The sequence below is a fragment of the Paenibacillus glycanilyticus genome, assembly GCF_051200795.1.
GTDB lineage: Bacteria > Bacillota > Bacilli > Paenibacillales > Paenibacillaceae > Pristimantibacillus > Pristimantibacillus glycanilyticus.
Map to the genome: position 1 here is coordinate 2,947,501 of NZ_CP195155.1, position 18,257 is coordinate 2,965,757.

Below are 18,257 nucleotides of genomic sequence, written 5' to 3' on the forward strand. Positions count from 1 at the left end.
ACACAGAAGGGCAGTGACGCAGGCTGATGGAATAGCCTGTCCAAGCAGTGAGGCAGAGTCGTAGGCAAATCCGCGACTCGCGTAAGCTAGGCTGTGATGGGGAGCGAAAATTGCAGTAGCGAAGGTCATGTACTCCGGCTGTCAAGAAAAGCCTCTAGCCAGGTGAAGGTGCCCGTACCGCAAACCGACACAGGTAGGCGAGCAGAGCATGCTAAGGCGCGCGGAAGAACTCTCGTTAAGGAACTCGGCAAAATGACCCCGTAACTTCGGGAGAAGGGGTGCCTCGGTAGGGTGAATAGCCCGAGGGGGCCGCAGTGAAAAGGCCCAAGCGACTGTTTAGCAAAAACACAGGTCTGTGCGAAGCCGTAAGGCGAAGTATACGGGCTGACGCCTGCCCGGTGCTGGAAGGTTAAGGGGAGCGGTTAGGAGCAATCCGAAGCTGTGAACCGAAGCCCCAGTAAACGGCGGCCGTAACTATAACGGTCCTAAGGTAGCGAAATTCCTTGTCAGGTAAATTCTGACCCGCACGAATGGCGTAACGACTTGGGCGCTGTCTCAACGAGAGATCCGGTGAAATTTTAATACCTGTGAAGATGCAGGTTACCCGCGACAAGACGGAAAGACCCCATGGAGCTTTACTGCAGCTTGATATTGGACTTTGGTACGATCTGTACAGGATAGGTGGGAGCCTGAGAAGCATGAGCGCCAGCTTGTGTGGAGGCGACGTTGGGATACCACCCTGATCGTATCGGAGTTCTAACCTGCTACCCTGAATCGGGTAGAGGGACCGTGTCAGGTGGGCAGTTTGACTGGGGCGGTCGCCTCCTAAAATGTAACGGAGGCGCCCAAAGGTTCCCTCAGAATGGTTGGAAATCATTCGGAGAGTGCAAAGGCATAAGGGAGCTTGACTGCGAGACCAACAAGTCGAGCAGGGACGAAAGTCGGGCTTAGTGATCCGGTGGTACCGAATGGAAGGGCCATCGCTCAACGGATAAAAGCTACCCTGGGGATAACAGGCTTATCTCCCCCAAGAGTCCACATCGACGGGGAGGTTTGGCACCTCGATGTCGGCTCATCGCATCCTGGGGCTGAAGTAGGTCCCAAGGGTTGGGCTGTTCGCCCATTAAAGCGGTACGCGAGCTGGGTTCAGAACGTCGTGAGACAGTTCGGTCCCTATCTGTCGCGGGCGCAGGAAATTTGAGAGGAGCTGTCCTTAGTACGAGAGGACCGGGATGGACGTACCGCTGGTGTACCAGTTGTTCCGCCAGGAGCACCGCTGGGTAGCCAAGTACGGACGGGATAAGCGCTGAAAGCATCTAAGCGTGAAGCCCCCCTCAAGATGAGATTTCCCAATTAGTAAGCCCCCTTGAAGACGACGAGGTTGATAGGTTCGGGGTGGAAGCACAGCAATGTGTGGAGCTGACGAATACTAATCGGTCGAGGGCTTATCCTACTACAGCTTAAGATATTTCAAACTTTCGCATCCAGTTTTCAAGGTATAAATATACCTTTTATGCCGGTGTAGCTCAGTTGGTAGAGCAACTGACTTGTAATCAGTAGGTCGTGGGTTCGACTCCTATCGCCGGCACCATTTAAGAATGTTAATCCGATCATTAGTGATCGGATTTTTTTGTTATACTCTATATTTTGAATTTGAAGTATGTTCCTATGAAACAAAGTACTGTTAATTAAATAGTTGATGAAAAGTATATTTGCTCATAAAAACAGCGGACGCTTGATCAAGAGCCCGCTGTTTTTTATGTTACACTTCGATATTGGCTGCGATGCTATCCTCACGGCCATACTCGCGGATAAGTGCTGCTACAGCTTGGTGATGAGGATTAGGGCCATATGCCTCCAGTGCGGCGTTATCTTCGAATCTGACGCGAAGGACCAGTTGGTAACCTTTGTTATTATCCGAGAAATTAATGCCGGCATTTACTTCAACAACACCAGTCAAATGTTCTTTCAGCGCCTTGAAGCGATCTACGATCTCCTGGAACTGTTCGTTGGTCGTTTGCTCGCCGAATTTTACTAATATAGTACGATCAATCATGTTGTAACCTCTCTCTTCTTCAAAATCTCTAGCCTAATGCAATATAGCATGAAATGGGAACGTATTTCTAGTTCTTTTCATAAATGAAGTTCATTAAGCGGCAGCCGAAGACTTTGATTTGAGCTGGGAGGCATAAGCCTTTAGGCGATCTCGCGATACCACCATCTTTTTTACGGCCGAACGATTGGGCTTCAGTGCAACTATCGGTCCTTCATGAGTATACCATTATATATTGACCAAACCTATTCGACTGAAGTTTTGCGTGCATGGTTCATAGAGATATGATAATCTTATTTTTACTGGAAAAATGTTGAAGATAAAGTTGACTAATTCCCGAAGGAGGGAGATGGGGATGAAATGGAGAGGGCTGCTGAGTATCTTGTTTATTGCAGCGTTTGTAGTTTCTTTCATCCTTTTGCTGTACTTAATAGAGGAAGATAAGAATAATGCTTATGTTAGCGGATTAATGTTCCTGACTATTGTTTTTTGTTTTATGGGTGTAGGCAGTGCGGTTACCTATTATATGATTAAAATTAGGGAACTGAAAAGGAGATGATTATGCTGAATAATCATGTTTACATCATTACGGGAGTATCCAGCGGACTTGGCGCGGAGCTCACGAAAAGGCTTTTAGAGGAAGGGAACACAGTTATTGGCCTATCCCGAACGGATAATGAGGAAATCGATCGAAATACATTAGACGGCAAATACTTCTATTACCCCGTTGATCTTACTCTAGTAGAGAGCCTTCCAACTGTACTACAAGATCTTATTTCCGCTATCGATCAATATGAATTGAAATCAATAACCCTTATAAATAATGCGGCGTCAGTCACTCCGTTAAAAGACATACAATTTTGCACGGATGAGGAAATTCTGAAAAATATACAGCTCAACATTGCAGCTCCGATGCTGCTTACCTCGGCTTTTATTCGACTAACCTCAGGCTGGCATGTTGTAAGAAAAATCGTAAATATTTCATCCGGATCCGGGAAGTACCCTGCGCCAAACATGAGTCTCTATTGCTCGGCAAAAGCTGCGATGAATATGTTCTCCCGATGTATAGGTATGGAACAAGAGCAGGGTCGGCAGGTTAATGAAGTTCAAGTATACTCGGTTGATCCGGGAATGATGGATACACCTATGCAGCAGATAGCCCGTGAGTCGGATATGGCGTTAGCTGGCTATTTTGCCGCACAGAAGGCTGAGGGGAATTTAATCGATCCAGCTCGCGTGGCGAGACGAATCATTAGTCTGATAAGCACTTCTGTCTCCGTTAACGGCGGTCTGTATCAGGCATGTGAATTGGAGGAGTGATCATATTGAGTAGTGAGAATAAGGTAAAGGACAGCTGGAACGAGTGGTCAGAAACCTGGTATTTGAAATATAGAACGGAAGAGGCGATTGCAAGAGTCATATCGTCTCCGGCATCCGCTTTTCATCCTACGACATACGGCTTGATTAGAGAAGCCTTCCCGGATTTAACAGGAAAACGCGTGTTGGTTCCTTCAAGTGGAGATAATCATGCGGTTTTTGCGTTTCATCTGTTGGGAGCGCAAGTCACTTCGTGCGATATCTCGGATAAACAAATAGAGAACGCTTCCATCATTGCCAAGCATCATAGCTGGGATATCGAGTTTATTTGTGAGGATACGATGACTTTATCTCAGCTTCCAAGCGAAGAGTATGATTTGGTCTACACCTCGAATGGGGTTCACGTGTGGATTCATGATCTAAAGTCCATGTACAATAATGTAAGTAGGGTTCTGAAGAGTGATGGAGTCTATATCATGTACGATATTCATCCTTTCATGCGACCGTTTGGAATCAAGGCAAAGGAAGCACTCACTGTAAATAAGCCCTATCACCTGACGGGTCCTTTTGGAGAAGTACCCACATTTAAATGGCGAATACAGGATATTTTGAACGCTGTTGTTAGCTCTAGCCTACATATCAAACGAATTGAAGAGATGTATGCGGAAAATGGCTGGTTCTGGGTAGATGATTCAGAGAATGAAGGCGATAATTTAACCGCTAAAGAAGTGGAAAGCTATTCCGATTGGCGTGAAAATCCTTCAGCGGCACTTCCTCAATGGCTCTCGGTTAAAGCGGTTAAATATACCACAGAATAGAGTTGATCGGTAATGCTAAAACCATTGTTTGGTGTATGGCCAACAGACAAACGGATTGCCGGAATTCATAGCATACCTGTTACCTCAAATGGTTACATCGTTATGGTGTGGGATAAATACGAGCAGAGCCTGACAACGGTCGGAGGCAGAGTTGAGGGAGACGAAGACCTCATTATTGCACTTGACCGCGAGACGGTAGAAGAAGCAGGCTTGTTTTTGGAAGACGAGAGAATTCCGGTAGCGGCATGGTATTGGGAGAGTACCAATACGTACACGGTATTTGTAATCGCCAAAGTGAAGCAATACGTTGAAATTCCGGAAGGATTTGAAACAACAGGCAGAGTAACGATGAATATAGAAACAGCGAAACAAATGATTATTAAAATGGAAGGCGAAGGGATGCGTACGGATTTGCTTAAAATCGCAGAGTTGGAGTATTCGTATTTCTTCAACTGACCGCAAGTCCGAGAAGCTGGGCTATACGCTTCCGCTCAGAAACCGCATGATCTGTTGTTTATGGTGGGTGTCATGATCCGCAAATTCCTTAATGATATAAATAAGGGAATAAGGAGCTCCAGTACTAGGACAATTAGTTACGCCATTAACCGTTAATCGCCTATTTAACCTTTCGATAGTCATTTCATGAAGCAATTTTACTAATAGATTTCTTGTAGCTACTGTTTCATCGATAAGCTTGGATTTAGAGACACCTGATTGTATGTAATCTGAAGCCCGCTTGTTGAACGTATCATACTCGGGGAAATTTATTTCATTGCCGATCTGAACAGCGGGCAGTATTTCGGATATAAGGTATCTGTCCCAATTAAAAAGATGCGCAATGATCTCGCTGATTGACCATTTCTTCTCCTCAATTGGCGCAAACCATAATTTTTCGTTCGTATTTTCCAATGAACGTATCCAATTAGAGAAATTGTTAAATGAATAAAGAATTTCATTCTGCGTTATCTCCATACCTCCACTAATAATTTAGAAAATCATAACACAATCCAAACAAAATGCAAACACTTGTTCTCGTGTTTTTTTCATGATATGATTTGGATAATAAAGGTAAAGCTTGATTCTGTATTGAATTACCTGATTGAAGATCTATTATTGGAGGAGATCTGAGGATGAGCTTAAAAGTTGGACCGTTTGATCTGCGGCAATCTGATATTTCAGGAGCGAAGTGGCAGGAGGTTCGCGCGGAAGAGCTGGTAATCGATAATGTCAGCCTGGCCAGAACTTCGATCAATAACGTAAATATGAATGCCATGAAGTTGAACGATGTGAATATGAGCGAAATTCTAGTTACCGATGCAAACATGACGGGGGTAAACATTAGGCTTGCAAATATCAGTCATGCCAGCATTGATCATGTCTATCTGATCGGTACCCAATTTACGAATGTCGTTCTGCCAAAGGAAGGCGAGCCGCAATACAAACCCGACGGTCAATATGAACCAACCACTTTCAAGAACTGCAGCCTCTCGACCGCCCTCTTTAACAATTGTGATTTATCTAATGTTAATATCGACAACTGCAATATTGCCGGACTCCGAATTAACGGAATTCTGATATCGGATCTTCTTAAGGATCTGTAAATTCATCATCCTGAATGGGAGGCTGGAATCATGAGCGAGCAAATCCTTGAAGATGAGAAGGGCAAATCCGGAGTAAAACTGGGCAAGAACATCCAGGTTCGATTAGTATCGGATCTGGCAAAATCGCAAGCTTATTACCGCGACTGTTTAGGGTTTTCCATTGACGATTGGGGACACGCGGAGCGCGACGAGGTTTGTTTTATCCTTCAACAGGCGGTTTCCGGAGAGGATGTTAAACCAAATGCCGTCTCTGCCAAGCGTCACAGCTATCCAACGGAATGGGACGGTCCGGATTACGCATGGGATACTTACATTCATATTGGCTGGGATGAATTCGACGAATATGTGGAAGAGGTACGTGACAGAGGCGGGATTATCGGGATTGAACCTTTCACTGGCGAACATGGCGGCTGGGAGTTTAAGAATGCCCATATCCATGATCCCGACCATTATAATATTGTTTTAGGCGCAATGCGAAGAAAGGCATAGCCTTTTTTTATTCCATGAAGAAAGCAGGAGGTATATGAATCCTATCTCGAATAAAATCAACGGTATTTTTATCCCTGTTAGCAACGTTGAAAATGCCCGCGACTGGTATTGCGATATTCTAGGTCTACCTGCAGACGGCGAGATTTATTTCGGACATATTTACGTCCTGCCGATGGAAGGGCCAAGCATTGTGTTGGACAGCAAAATTTACTCGACCGAAAATTTGTATACGGCACCGGCATTTCAATTTCATACGGAAGACATTGAGCAGGCTTATGCATTTATGCAGGAGAAAAATGTTGAGCTAATTACGGAAATCCAAAATGGCCACTGGTTTAATTTCAAGGATCCGGATGGGAATTTGCTGATGGTTTGCAAATAAGTCTATTGCATTTCATTCAAAGAAGGCTGCCATTGCAGTCTTCTTTACTATATATTTGGAGATCGTAATACCAAAATAAAGGGGAAATACGATAATGAACTTAGAACAGCTGGTACCGATTCTTCGTATATTTGACGAGGCGAAAGCCAGGGAATTTTATGTGGACTTTCTAGGCTTCAATGTGGATTGGGAGCATCGTTTTGAACCCGATATGCCTCTATATATGCAGATCTCAAAGGGGGGAATCAGACTGCATCTGAGCGAACATCACGGTGACTGCAGCCCGGGCTCGGCTATTCGTATCGAAATGACCGGAATAAGGGAGTTACATAAGGATTTATTGGACAAGAAATATAAATACGCAAGACCCGGACTGGAAGAAACGCCGTGGAATACGCTGGAGTGCAGAATCGGAGACCCGTTCGGAAACCGGATTGTCTTCAGTGAACCGATGTCAGGCAAGTTGGAGGGCTGAACATAAAAATACTTCTGAGTGTTGTATTGCTTATTATATTCCTGCTGGTCACTTTCTTTGGACTTGGACCCGTGTTGTTTGCGGACGGGAGCATGAAGGAGAGAATGATTACTTTAGGGATTGTTATTCTGATATATGCTGCGATTGCGTTTGCCGCCTACTTCATATTCAGGAAGACTCGGTAACCTGCCCAGTCAACGGTCCAAGCACCGCTCAAAATCTGTCATATTTCTCCTTATTTCCCGCATACGAATAGTGAGTTGATGTAACGTGCTGGGAAAGGGGACCAGATGCGAATGGACTGGATCAATGACCAGATTATCCGATTGGCGCAATCTTCATTGCCTCCGGGGGCGGAACTCGTCATGATGGAGGATCCATCTAACGAATATGCGATTTATCCCCAGGATTTAAGCGGGGATGGCGTTCCGGAGCTGACGGTTGTGTATCGCTGGCAAGAAGAGCTTTATGTCCATATTTTGCAATACCGGCATGTCGGATGGACGATCGCGGCAGCCGCGAAAGGCGAAGGCTACGGCGTCACGGAGCTGACTGCCGCACCCGTAACAAGCAGGATGGTTAATAATCTTATTATTAATTGGCGGACTGCGGAGGCACAAACGAAACGAGCTGTTTACGAATGGAGTCCTGTTGGCTTCCGGAATATTGTTCCCGATGATCGTTCTTTGGAGAGTCGAGCGATATCTCTCTATCCGGGATCCGAGAAAACAACAAGCGGAACCAGATGGGGCTATATTAACGGAATTGGCACGATGGTGATACCCCCTCGCTTTGACCGTGCTGAGGATTTTCAAACGAATGGGCTTGCTATTGTAAGCGCGGATAATGGAAATGGCTTAATTAACACAACGGGAGCTTATTTTGTCAGACCCGTTTATAGCTTTATTGCTCCTTTTTCGGAAGGAAGAGCGGTTGTTATTGACGACAAAGGCAAATACAAGCTGCTTAATGATTCAGGAGCTATCGTCACGAGCAATGGTTATTCCTATATGGCAGATATGCATGATGGAAGAGCGATGGTAAACAACCAGCTTGAAGGCGGCAAAACCGTCTATGGCTATATTGACCGTTCAGGTAAAGAGGTTATACCGCTTCGGTATGAAGATGCTACCGATTTTTCCAACAGACATGCGGTTGTAAAAATAAAAGACAATGTTTATGCCTTAATTCGGCATGATGGTTCAAAGGAAGCGGAATATCATTTTCCTTTTGTAGGAGTTCCGGGGGATGGATTATTGCCTTTCCAACAGACGGCGAATGGGAAATATGGCTATATCAACGAGAAAGGCACAGTGAAAATTCAGCCGACCTATTCGACGGCGTTTCCGTTCCAGAATGGCCGGGCAATCGTTAATAACGCGGAGGATTTTGCCGCGGAATACGGGGTTATTGATACAAAAGGAAATCTGGTCATACAGACGATCTATAACGATATCATGGCAATTGGCCAGCAGCGATATGCGGTAGGGAAAGCGATTGATCCGGATCAACCGTTCCTTGGCTCGATGTATGCGATCTTTGATTCCGATGGCAAACGCTTGACGGAATTTGTCTATACCGACGTACAGCCCTATCGGAAAGGACTCGCTTCGGCAAGCAACGGTAAGACTACTTTCTTCATTAACACCAGCGGAAATCCGGCTCCCGGGTATCCGCAGTTCCAGGGAAGCGGTATCTTGAAACTCGAGGATGACCTGATTCAGGTCAATATTGATCAGAGGATTCAATATGCCAACCGGAATGGACGTATCGTGTGGGAACCTAACACGGTTATTCCGCTTCGCCTGCCTTATCTGGTCAGGGAGCATAAGTATAAGCCAAATAAGGATTATGTCGTCTATTATCCGGCTGTGGAAGGCATCGCCGATCATGCCGCGCAAGAGAGGTTGAACGAAACGCTTAAGGTCATGTCCCAGGTTAAGCCGATCCCTGGCGATGAACTGCTTGGCTATACGTACAGCGGGGATTTCGAAGTGACGTTGTTCAAAAAAAATCTGCTGGAGATTGAAATGACGGGGTATAATTACCCGGCCGGGGCAGCTCATGGCATGCCAACGAAGGTCTATGCCCATATCGATGTGTCGAATGGCGATATGTATACGCTGAAGGACTTGTTCAAACCGGGCAGTGACTATGTGAAAGTGCTGAGCGATATCGTAGGGGAACAGATCAAAACGGACCCTCAGTATGATTATGTTTTTCCGGATACGTATAAAGGCATCAAACCGGATCAACCGTTTTTCGTAACGCAGGATGCGCTTCATTTATATTTTGAGCCTTATGAGATTGCGCCTTATGCAGCAGGCTTTCCCGAGTTCAGAATTCCTTACTCCCAGATCATGAACATCATTGATGAGCGCGGCGACTTCTGGCGCTCGTTTCATCCATGATGGCTGTTCACCAGAGCGAGGACTACCCACAATAAATGGTACATGTTAACGAATAAGTAGAGCAGGAACAGGATGACTGCCGAATAACGGATCCATAAGCGGGCACTTAACCGAGGATAAATAAGCAAGAAGAGTACGGGAAATATTAGCTTAACGCCGTAATAAGCGATGGAGTGCCAGTTATACAGCCAAGATACAAACGGATTCAGCTCGGTTATAAGCTTTAATCTTATTCCGATATCGGTAAATACCGCATCGGTCAGACTGAATAAAAGCAGCCATAACAGCAGCCCTCTTATCGGCAAACGAAGGATGACAGACATTCCAGCGCATCACGTCCCATTAGTGGAAAAGTGTTATAGATTTATGATACATTTTGTATCTAAAATAAGCAAGCTGGCGCATGAAAGGCTCCTTTTCCTGAAGGGCTTTCATGCGCCGTATTCGTTTTGGCGATTGCCCTGTTGTGCTGATATAATATAGTAGTAAAGGAATTGCGTCCGACTATATTCAGATGGAGCTGAAAGTCATGCAGAGCTCGTCATTATCTTCTTTTCATCCATCCCTTGCGGAATGGTTTGAGGCTTCGTTCGGCGAGCCGACCGACGTGCAAAAACAAGCTTGGAAAGCGATTACAGCAGGCGACAATACGCTGATTGCCGCTCCGACAGGCTCAGGCAAAACATTGGCCGCCGTTCTTCCATGTCTCGATGGGATTGCCCGAATGAAGCAGCAGCAGCGTCAAGCAGGCGTGAGGCTGCTCTATATTACGCCGCTTAAGGCGCTCAATAACGATATTCATGATCATCTGGTTGCTTTTATCGAACAGATTGATAAGCTTGCCGCCTCATCGGATAACAGCTGGCCGGGACTCCGAAGCGGCGTTCGGACAGGAGATACGACCAGCTCGGTTAGATCCGCTATGTATCGGAAACCGCCGGATATTCTGGTCACTACGCCGGAATCCATGTATATCCTTCTGACTTCCGAGAAAGGGAGGGAGATGCTGAAGACAGTCTCCTATGCCATCATTGACGAGATTCACGATCTCGCCGCGGATAAAAGAGGCTCGCATCTATCCGTTTCGCTCGAACGGTTGGAAGAGTTATGCGGAAGAAGGATTCAACGAATTGGCGTATCGGCTACGCAGAAGCCGCTTGTGCGCGTAGCAAGATTTCTTGGCGGCTGGGAGGAACCGGAAGGCAGACAAGCGGATGGGAGGCAAGAGACCGACAACGAGGGATTCGTACATCCGCTGGGGCTGGTGCCGCGTCCGGTCACGATTGTAGAAAGCCATATGAGCAAAAAGCTTGAAGTATCGTTAACGATGCCTGATCAATCGCAGCCTATGCAGACCCGCGATGCGGTATGGCTCCCGATTCTGGACAGGCTGTTCGCGCTGATGTCCGATTGCCGCTCGGTCATTATTTTCGTAAACAGCCGGAGATTATGCGAGCGTCTATGTCTACGGCTGAATGATCATGCCGGCTACGAGATGGCGAGAGCCCATCACGGCAGTATTGCCAAGGAGCGCCGGCTGGAAGTAGAGAGAATGCTGAAGGCAGGCGAGCTGCGCTGCATTGTGGCTACCTCCTCGCTCGAGCTTGGCATTGACGTGGGACATATCGAGCTGGTTATCCAGCTCGATTCCCCGATTGAAGCCGCATCCGGCATTCAGCGGATCGGCCGTGCGGGCCACGCCGTCGGCAGCGCCAGCCGCGGCGCGATGGTTGCCCGGCAGCGGGGCGTGCTGCCGGAGATGGCCGTGCTCGGCAAGCTAATTGCCGAGCGCGATATCGAGCCGATCCGGATCCCGCGGGATCGGCTGGATGTCCTGTCGCAGCAGACGATATCCATCGTTGCTGCGCAGGACATGGCGGTAGGCGATCTGCATAGGCTGATCGCCAGAAGCGACAGCTACAGAAGCTTCCCCGTCGGCAAGCTTCGGGGCATGCTGCAGGTGCTGGCTGGCTTTTACCCGTTCATGCGGCCGCTACTGGATTGGAACCGCGACACGGATCAGCTTGTGAAGCGGCGGAATACGATGATTGGCGCCTTGACCGGGGCTGGAACGATTCCGTCGAGCTCGGCGTACCCGGTGCATCATGTGGACAGCCGGGTTCATCTGGGCGAGCTTGACGAAGAATTTGTACAGGAGAGCCGCGTAGGAGACGTGTTTCAGCTTGGAATGAACGGTTGGATGATCCGCAGAATCGATAAGGACCGGGTCTATGTATCCGAGGCGGGAAATCGCTTTAGCGAAATACCGTTTTGGCGTGCTGAAGGACTTGGGCGGACCTATTCGCTTGGCCAAAAAGTCGGGGCGTTTATCGGGGAAATCGAAGAGCGTCTTCAACGGGAAGATGAAAATCAGCTGATCAGCTGGCTGACCGGGCAATATCGGATGGATGATTATACGGCGCAGCAGCTGCTGTCGTTAATCCGCTCCCAGTTATCCAACTGCGAGCTCCCGACAGACAAACGCATCGTCATTGAGACCTACCGCGATCTGATGAATCAGACGCATGTCATTATGCATAATCCGTTTGGCAGGCGGCTTAACCGGACCTGGCTGCTGGCGATCGAGCGGCAGTTCGAACTGCTTCTGCCTTACCGGCTCTATGGCAATGCCAAAGACAATGGCATCGAATTCGTGCTTCCGGAATGGGATTCCTCCTGGCTGCAGACGATTTGGGGAGTTACGCCGGCTAATATTGAGCCGCTTCTTACCGAAGCGATTACAGGCTCGCCTTTGCTGGCGATAGCCTTCCGTCATATTGCCGAAACCTCTCTGCTGTTATCCCGAAGCTTCGGCAGGACGCCTCTCTGGCAGAAGCGGCTGAGGAGCGAGGAATTGCTTCGTTCCGCCTTGCCGTATGCCGAGCATTTTCCTTATTTGACGGAAGCGATGAAGGCTTGCCTGCACGAGTATTTATCTTTGGAAGATCTGCGAACCTTGTTAACCGCCATTCAGGATGGTGAGATTGAGGTAGTGGTCAAAGAGACGGAATTTCCGTCCCCGATGGCGACCCAATTCCTGGCCGATTACGTAAATATGCGAATTTACGAAGGCGACGGGCTGGATCCGGCCATTCAAATGCAGCTGATGAATGTAAGCAGGGAGATGGCAGGGCGTTTGTTCGGCGAGCAGGCTATCCGCAGCGTAATTCCCGAGCAGGTGCTGGAAGCGGAGCGGCAAAGGCTCTCCGAGCCGGAGCCGGAGCTTCGCGAACCGGGCGATGTTATTCGCTTGCTGAAGCGCCGGGGCGATCTTGCACCGGACGAGCTGATCCAGCTGTCGGATACGAGGCCACTGGAATGGGCGGAGCAGCTTCTGCAATCCGGAGAACTGGCCGTCTATCAGCCGTCGCCTGATACGCCGAAAGAAGAATACCGATGGATTTGCCGTGATGAACGGGAAATCTACGAAGCTTTTCCGGAGTCGGATGAAGCTGCTTCCTTTATTATCCGCCGGTATGCCGACAACAGGATTGCTTTCACAGAGCTTGAGTTATGCGAGCGTTATCCAAAGCTGTCGTTAATCGAAGCAAAGAGATTAATCGATAAACTGCGTGAGGAAGGCAGCCTCGATCAGGCGCCTTTTGCCGCATCGCCGGAGGAACGAATCTGGTCGAGCCGGCGCGCAGCTGAGCGCATGATCCGTCTATCGATCGGGGAAGCCCGCAAGCAGGTGCAGCCGGCATCACCAATTCGCTGGTGCGCGCAGATTGCGCTGCGCCAGCATGCGCTCCAAGGCGCGCAGCTTCGCGGCAGCGAAGGTCTCAAGCTTGTTATCGAGCGCCTGCAGGGCATTTTTCTGCCGCTATCTCATTGGGAGTCGGTTATTTTCCCGTCCCGCGTAACGGATTACCGGAAGGATGAGCTTGATCTTTTGTGCGCAACGGGAGAGGTCGTCTGGATCGGCAAGAAGCAGCCCGAGGAAAAGGAAGGGAAAGTAGCCTTTTTCCTGGCAGGCAGCCGTTCGATCTATGAGCCTTATCTGGCGGAGAGCAGAGAGAAAACCGCTTCGCATCCGGAGCTGCTCGAGCTGTTGAAGCGGAGCGGGGCTAGCTTCCTAACCCGGCTGGCTAGAGACACGGGAAAGCTTCCGACGGAGGTTTTAACAGCGCTATTGGAGCTCGCTTGGGAAGGTCATGCATCCAATGACCAGTTCGCCCCCCTGCGGCTATTAACGCTGAAGAAGGGCAAGGATTGGGCAAAGACCGGGTCGGGGCTTGGCAGATGGTACTGGACAGGCAGTCTGGCGGAGGCTTTCGAGGATGCAGGGAATTCCGGCAATACATCTCCGGACGCGGATCCTCCCGAGATGTATTGGATCCGCCATGTGCTGGATACGTACGGGATTGTGACCAAGGAGCTGGCTACCTCGGTAACGCCTTACAGCTGGGATCGTCTTCAGCCGGTACTTCGAAAGCTCGAGGAATGGGGCACATTGACGCGCGGTTTGTTTATCGACGGAGCGATAACGATGCAGTTTACGACGCCGGAGATCGCCGAGCTCATTCGGAAGCCTTTTCCTTCAGGGACCTCAGCAAAAGAATCGCTTACGCTGCTGTCGGCGGTGGATCCTGCTAATCCGTTTGGCTTGCTGATGGAATGGCCGGGAGGTTACGATTGCTCCTTTGCAAGGAAACCTGGGCATTTCCTCGTGCTGCGGGGAGATCAATGGCTGTACTGGATGGAAAACAACGGCAAACGGATCCATACGATGGAACCGCGGGAATCAGCCAATCAACCGTCGGCAGAGGAGCTGAAGCGGATGTTTATGACGCTGCTGCGCCGCCAGCATCTCTCGAAGATTGTGGTGGAACGCTGGAACGGGGACACGGTGGCGCTGACGGATGAAGGGAAGCTGCTGAAGGAGATTGGGGCGGAGAGCGATCAGAAATCGCTTGTATTATGGCAAAGCCAATTGAAATAGATGTGCTTTCGTATACTGGAAAGGGGATCTTCGCGTGCAGCACATGACGAAATATATTAGAAAATACGGCCTGTTGTTCACCTTTTGCGTCCTGCTCGTCAGCGTTGAGGCCTTGGCGGATCTGCTTCAGCCGACCATGATGTCTCATATCGTGGACGAGGGTGTTGCGAACAAAGAGATGGATAAGGTTCTCCATTTCGGGGGTTACATGCTATTGATTACGCTGGGAGGCGCTATTGCGGCATCCGGCCGCAATATTGTCTCCAGCATCGTGTCCCAACGCTTTGGGGCAGAGCTTCGTCAGGATTTATTCGAGAAAATTCAAGGGTTAAGCTTCGAAAGCGTAGACCGCTTCGACCGTGCATCGCTGGTTACGCGGCTTACCAATGACGTGACGCAGGTCCAAAACTTCGTCAACGGCATGATGAGGATTTTTGTCAAAGCTCCCATGCTTTGCATCGGAGGGTTTATTATGGCCTTCCGGCTAAATCCGTACTTATCCATCGTTCTTATGATTGTAATTCCGATCGTCGGATTAATGATTGTGCTCAATATGAAGGTTGGCCTGCCGTTGTTCCTGAAGGTGCAGAATGCTCTGGACCGGTTAAACGGCGTTATGCGCGAATATCTGTCGGGCGTCAGAGTGGTCAAGGCCTTCAACCGGTTTGATCTCGAGGTCGATAAATTCAACGGTATTAACAAGCAATATGAGGAGCGGTCTACTTCCGTGCAAAGGGTCATGTCTGTGTTTGGTCCCGCCGTTACGCTTACGATGAACATCGGGATTGTGGCTGTTATCTGGCTGGGCGGCATCCGGGTTAATAACGGGCATACCCAGGTTGGTCATATTATCGCGTTCGTTAACTACATGACCCAAATTCTGTTCTCGCTGACAACAATGACGATGATTTTCAACATGTTCGTTCGCGCGAAGGCTTCAACAGGCCGGATTGTGCAGGTGCTGGCAGAGACTAATCCAATGACGGACCTCACCCGGCAATCTGCCGTGAAAGAGCTGAAGGGTAAGGGCGCTATCGAATTCGACAATGTCAGCTTCTCTTATGATGGTCCCGAAGGAGAGCCCGTTCTCAAATCGATCAGCTTCAGCTGCCAGCCCGGGGAGACCGTAGCCATAATCGGCTCAACCGGCTCCGGAAAAAGCACGCTGGTGAACTTGATCCCTCGTTTCTACGACGTTACAGAAGGGGAAGTCCGAATAAACGGCATCAATATTCGCGAAGCTGATACTCATGAGTTGAGAGAGAAGATTGCCATCGTTCCGCAGAAATCGGTGCTGTTCACCGGACCGGTAGTGGACAATATCCGGATCGGGAAGCAGGACGCGTCTATGGAGGAGGTCGTGGATGCGGCCAAAATGGCTTCGGCTCATTCGTTTGTCTCGGAACTTCCGGAGCAGTACAACACGATGATTGGACAAGGCGGAGTGAATTTCTCCGGCGGACAGAAGCAGCGAATCTCGATTGCGAGAGCGCTTATCCGGAAGCCGGATATTCTTATTCTCGACGACTGCACAAGCGCGCTCGACAGTGCGACGGAGGCCTCTATCAAACGCGCGATCAACGAATACGCAAAGGATGTTACCTGTCTGCTCATTGCCCAGCGGATTTCCTCCGTGAAGGATGCGAGCACCATCATCGTGATGGACGACGGGGAAATCGTAGGCATGGGCAATCATGACCGTCTGATGCGGGATTGCAAGGTTTATCAGGAGATCTATCGCTCCCAGATCGGCAAGGAGGTGGATAACCATGCCTCAGCCTAACGGAACCAACTCCAACAACGGAACAGCGCGTTCCGAGGTTAATGTGCCCATGGGAGGCCGCCCGGGCGGCCCCGGATTCGGCGGACGCGGCGGCCCCAAGCAAAAGCCGAAAAACTTCCGGGCGACTTTAATGCGCCTTTGGGGTTATTTGAGCGGCGAGCGCAAGCAGCTTGCCTTGGTATTCGGCTTTATTCTGATCGATTCCGCTATCATGCTTCTGGGGCCTTATTTAATCGGAGTTGCCGTCAACGCAATGGTAGGAGGCGAAGGTGCGGTTGACTTCAGTCTGCTGCATCTTGTATTGTTTGCGCTTGTCGCTTCCTATTTGGCGGATGCCTCGCTGAGCTTCCTTCAGGGCTGGATGATGGCAGGGATCTCCCAGCGGATCGTCAGCCGGCTTCGGCGCACCTTATTCGAGAAGCTGCAGCGGTTGCCGCTTGTTTATTTCGATACCCGCAGGCATGGCGAACTAATGAGCCGACTATCGAATGATATCGACAATGTCAGTACATCCGTCTCGCAGACCTCGGCGCAGCTGATGACCGGTTCAATCGCGTTGATCGGATCTTTGATCATGATGCTTGTTCTCAGTCCGCTGTTAACGCTGGCAAGCTTGATTACGGTACCGCTTGTTTTCCTGCTTGCCCGAACCATTACGAAGCGAACCAGCGCCTTATTCAAAAACCAGCAAGCGCAGCTGGGGAGATTAAACGGTCAAGTCGAGGAGACGATCACCGGTTTCCAGGTTGTCAAAGCCTTTAATTATGAAGCAACTTCGATTGCCGATTTCCGCAGAGACAATGACGAGTTGTGCAAAGTAAGCACCAAGGCGCAAATCTGGTCCGGCTTTATGATGCCGCTGCTCAGCGTAATCAACAATATCGGCTTTGCGGCCGTAGCGATCGTCGGCGGGGTTATGGCCGTTCACGGAATGATCACGGTGGGAATTATCGCAAGCTTCTTGAGCTATTCCAGGCAATTTGTCCGCCCAATGATGGACTTGGCCAATACGTATAACGTTCTCCAATCGGGGATTGCGGGCGCGGAGCGGGTATTCGAAGTGCTTGACGAGAAGGAAGAAGTAGAGGATGCTCCCAATGCTGTCGAGCTTGCATCTCCCAAAGGCGAGGTTGTGTTTGAAAACGTACAGTTCGGCTACCGCAGCGACGTGCAAATACTGAAAGGCGTCAGCTTCAAGGCGGAAGCCGGCAGCAGCACGGCCTTAGTCGGACCAACCGGAGCGGGGAAAACAACCGTAATCAATCTGCTCAGCCGCTTTTATGACGTAACGGGAGGGCGGATCCTCATTGACGGGAGGGACATCCGGGATTACACGAGAAACAGCCTTCGCCGGACCTTTGGCATTGTGCTTCAGGATACGTATTTATTTTCCGGCACGGTGAAGGAAAACCTGAAGTACGGCAAGCCGGAGGCAACCGACGAGGAAGTTCGGAGAGCGGCGCGTATGGCGGGAGCCGACGGGTTCATCAGGCGTTTGACGCAGCAGTATGATACTCCGCTTACGGAGAATGGAGGCAACCTGAGCCAAGGGCAGCGGCAGCTGCTTGCTATTGCACGGGCTATTCTCGCTGAGCCGTCCATTCTGATTCTGGATGAGGCAACCAGCAGTATCGATACCCGGACCGAGCTCCGGATTCAGGAAGCGATGCTTCAGATGATGGAGGGACGCACCAGCTTTATCATCGCCCACCGGCTGTCTACGATTCAGAACGCCGATACGATTCTCGTCATCGACAAAGGAACGATTGCCGAGCAAGGCTCCCACAGCGAACTGATGGAGAAGGAAGGCCTTTATTACGGCATGCACCGGAATTTAACGGTATAGAGAAAGGACTGGACGGATTCTGCCCGGAATCCCGTTCGGTCCTTTTTTCCTTTCCCGTCATTCTCTCATGACTATTCTATCATTTGTGCTCCCTAGCAAAAATTTGATATACTAGGGCCGTTGCTATACCGCTTCCACTT

At 49.5% G+C, this 18,257-nt stretch carries 16 protein-coding genes, 1 tRNA gene and 1 rRNA gene (1 of these 18 running past the window's edge); 15 read left to right on the forward strand and 3 right to left on the reverse strand.

Features of this window, described 5'->3' with window-relative positions; translation table 11 throughout:
• Positions 1 to 1,453, forward strand: a 23S ribosomal RNA gene (locus tag ACR9FF_RS13490); it begins 1,591 nt to the left of the window's first position.
• A gap of 62 nt (positions 1,454 to 1,515) precedes the next feature.
• Positions 1,516 to 1,591, forward strand: a tRNA-Thr gene (locus tag ACR9FF_RS13495).
• 171 nt (positions 1,592 to 1,762) lie between these two features.
• Here ACR9FF_RS13495 and ACR9FF_RS13500 read toward each other — a convergent pair.
• Positions 1,763 to 2,056: a Dabb family protein gene (locus ACR9FF_RS13500; protein WP_435171653.1), complete on the reverse strand. Its 294-nt coding sequence runs from the start codon at positions 2,054 to 2,056 to the stop codon at positions 1,763 to 1,765.
• Between the two features lie 352 nt (positions 2,057 to 2,408).
• On the opposite strand from ACR9FF_RS13500, the gene ACR9FF_RS13505 reads away from it, so the two are divergent.
• The 4 genes from ACR9FF_RS13505 to ACR9FF_RS13520 are packed head-to-tail and all read left to right on the forward strand — an operon-like array spanning position 2,409 to position 4,644.
• Positions 2,409 to 2,612, forward strand: coding sequence for a hypothetical protein (locus ACR9FF_RS13505; RefSeq protein WP_435171655.1), 204 nt, complete (start codon positions 2,409 to 2,411; stop codon positions 2,610 to 2,612).
• A gap of 2 nt (positions 2,613 to 2,614) precedes the next feature.
• A complete protein-coding gene (locus ACR9FF_RS13510; RefSeq protein WP_435171657.1) occupies positions 2,615 to 3,373 on the forward strand; it encodes an SDR family NAD(P)-dependent oxidoreductase in 759 nt (252 codons plus the stop codon).
• Positions 3,370 to 4,188: a class I SAM-dependent methyltransferase gene (locus ACR9FF_RS13515; protein ID WP_435171659.1), complete on the forward strand. Its 819-nt coding sequence runs from the start codon at positions 3,370 to 3,372 to the stop codon at positions 4,186 to 4,188. Before ACR9FF_RS13510 ends, ACR9FF_RS13515 begins: the two co-directional genes overlap by 4 nt.
• 12 nt (positions 4,189 to 4,200) lie before the next feature.
• Positions 4,201 to 4,644, forward strand: a complete 444-nt coding sequence (locus tag ACR9FF_RS13520) for an NUDIX domain-containing protein (protein WP_435171661.1) — start codon at positions 4,201 to 4,203, stop codon at positions 4,642 to 4,644.
• Between the two features lie 21 nt (positions 4,645 to 4,665).
• Here ACR9FF_RS13520 and ACR9FF_RS13525 read toward each other — a convergent pair whose 3' ends face one another.
• Positions 4,666 to 5,160: a DinB family protein gene (locus ACR9FF_RS13525; RefSeq protein ID WP_435171662.1), complete on the reverse strand. Its 495-nt coding sequence runs from the start codon at positions 5,158 to 5,160 to the stop codon at positions 4,666 to 4,668.
• Between the two features lie 158 nt (positions 5,161 to 5,318).
• On the opposite strand from ACR9FF_RS13525, the gene ACR9FF_RS13530 reads away from it, so the two are divergent.
• The 6 genes from ACR9FF_RS13530 to ACR9FF_RS13555 all read left to right on the forward strand — a co-directional run bounded on the left by ACR9FF_RS13530 (position 5,319) and on the right by ACR9FF_RS13555 (position 9,546).
• Positions 5,319 to 5,789: a pentapeptide repeat-containing protein gene (locus ACR9FF_RS13530; protein WP_317981880.1), complete on the forward strand. Its 471-nt coding sequence runs from the start codon at positions 5,319 to 5,321 to the stop codon at positions 5,787 to 5,789.
• Positions 5,790 to 5,819: 30 nt separating this feature from the next.
• Positions 5,820 to 6,278 carry a VOC family protein gene (locus ACR9FF_RS13535; protein ID WP_435171664.1) on the forward strand — a complete coding sequence of 153 codons (459 nt, stop codon included), beginning with the start codon at positions 5,820 to 5,822 and terminating at the stop codon, positions 6,276 to 6,278.
• Between the two features lie 34 nt (positions 6,279 to 6,312).
• Positions 6,313 to 6,660, forward strand: a complete 348-nt coding sequence (locus tag ACR9FF_RS13540; protein ID WP_201008138.1) for a VOC family protein — start codon at positions 6,313 to 6,315, stop codon at positions 6,658 to 6,660.
• A 94-nt stretch (positions 6,661 to 6,754) separates the two neighbouring features.
• Entirely contained in the window at positions 6,755 to 7,135 is a 381-nt protein-coding gene (locus ACR9FF_RS13545; protein ID WP_127499474.1) for a glyoxalase superfamily protein, read from the forward strand.
• Between the two features lie 14 nt (positions 7,136 to 7,149).
• Positions 7,150 to 7,320: a DUF6954 family protein gene (locus ACR9FF_RS13550; RefSeq protein ID WP_397370515.1), complete on the forward strand. Its 171-nt coding sequence runs from the start codon at positions 7,150 to 7,152 to the stop codon at positions 7,318 to 7,320.
• Positions 7,321 to 7,431: 111 nt separating this feature from the next.
• The gene (locus ACR9FF_RS13555; RefSeq protein WP_435171667.1) at positions 7,432 to 9,546 is read left to right on the forward strand and encodes a WG repeat-containing protein; all 2,115 of its coding nucleotides are present in this window, start codon (positions 7,432 to 7,434) and stop codon (positions 9,544 to 9,546) included.
• Here the strand turns inward: ACR9FF_RS13555 and ACR9FF_RS13560 are convergent.
• Positions 9,537 to 9,869, reverse strand: a complete 333-nt coding sequence (locus ACR9FF_RS13560) for a DUF5658 family protein (protein ID WP_435171669.1) — start codon at positions 9,867 to 9,869, stop codon at positions 9,537 to 9,539. The genes ACR9FF_RS13555 and ACR9FF_RS13560 overlap by 10 nt on opposite strands.
• 206 nt (positions 9,870 to 10,075) lie before the next feature.
• On the opposite strand from ACR9FF_RS13560, the gene ACR9FF_RS13565 reads away from it, so the two are divergent.
• The 3 genes from ACR9FF_RS13565 to ACR9FF_RS13575 are packed head-to-tail and all read left to right on the forward strand — an operon-like array spanning position 10,076 to position 18,117.
• Positions 10,076 to 14,488, forward strand: a complete 4,413-nt coding sequence (locus ACR9FF_RS13565) for a DEAD/DEAH box helicase (protein WP_435171671.1) — start codon at positions 10,076 to 10,078, stop codon at positions 14,486 to 14,488.
• A gap of 34 nt (positions 14,489 to 14,522) precedes the next feature.
• A complete protein-coding gene (locus ACR9FF_RS13570; RefSeq protein WP_435171673.1) occupies positions 14,523 to 16,271 on the forward strand; it encodes an ABC transporter ATP-binding protein in 1,749 nt (582 codons plus the stop codon).
• A gap of 49 nt (positions 16,272 to 16,320) precedes the next feature.
• Entirely contained in the window at positions 16,321 to 18,117 is a 1,797-nt protein-coding gene (locus ACR9FF_RS13575) for an ABC transporter ATP-binding protein (RefSeq protein WP_435172101.1), read from the forward strand.
• Positions 18,118 to 18,257: the final 140 nt, after the last annotated feature.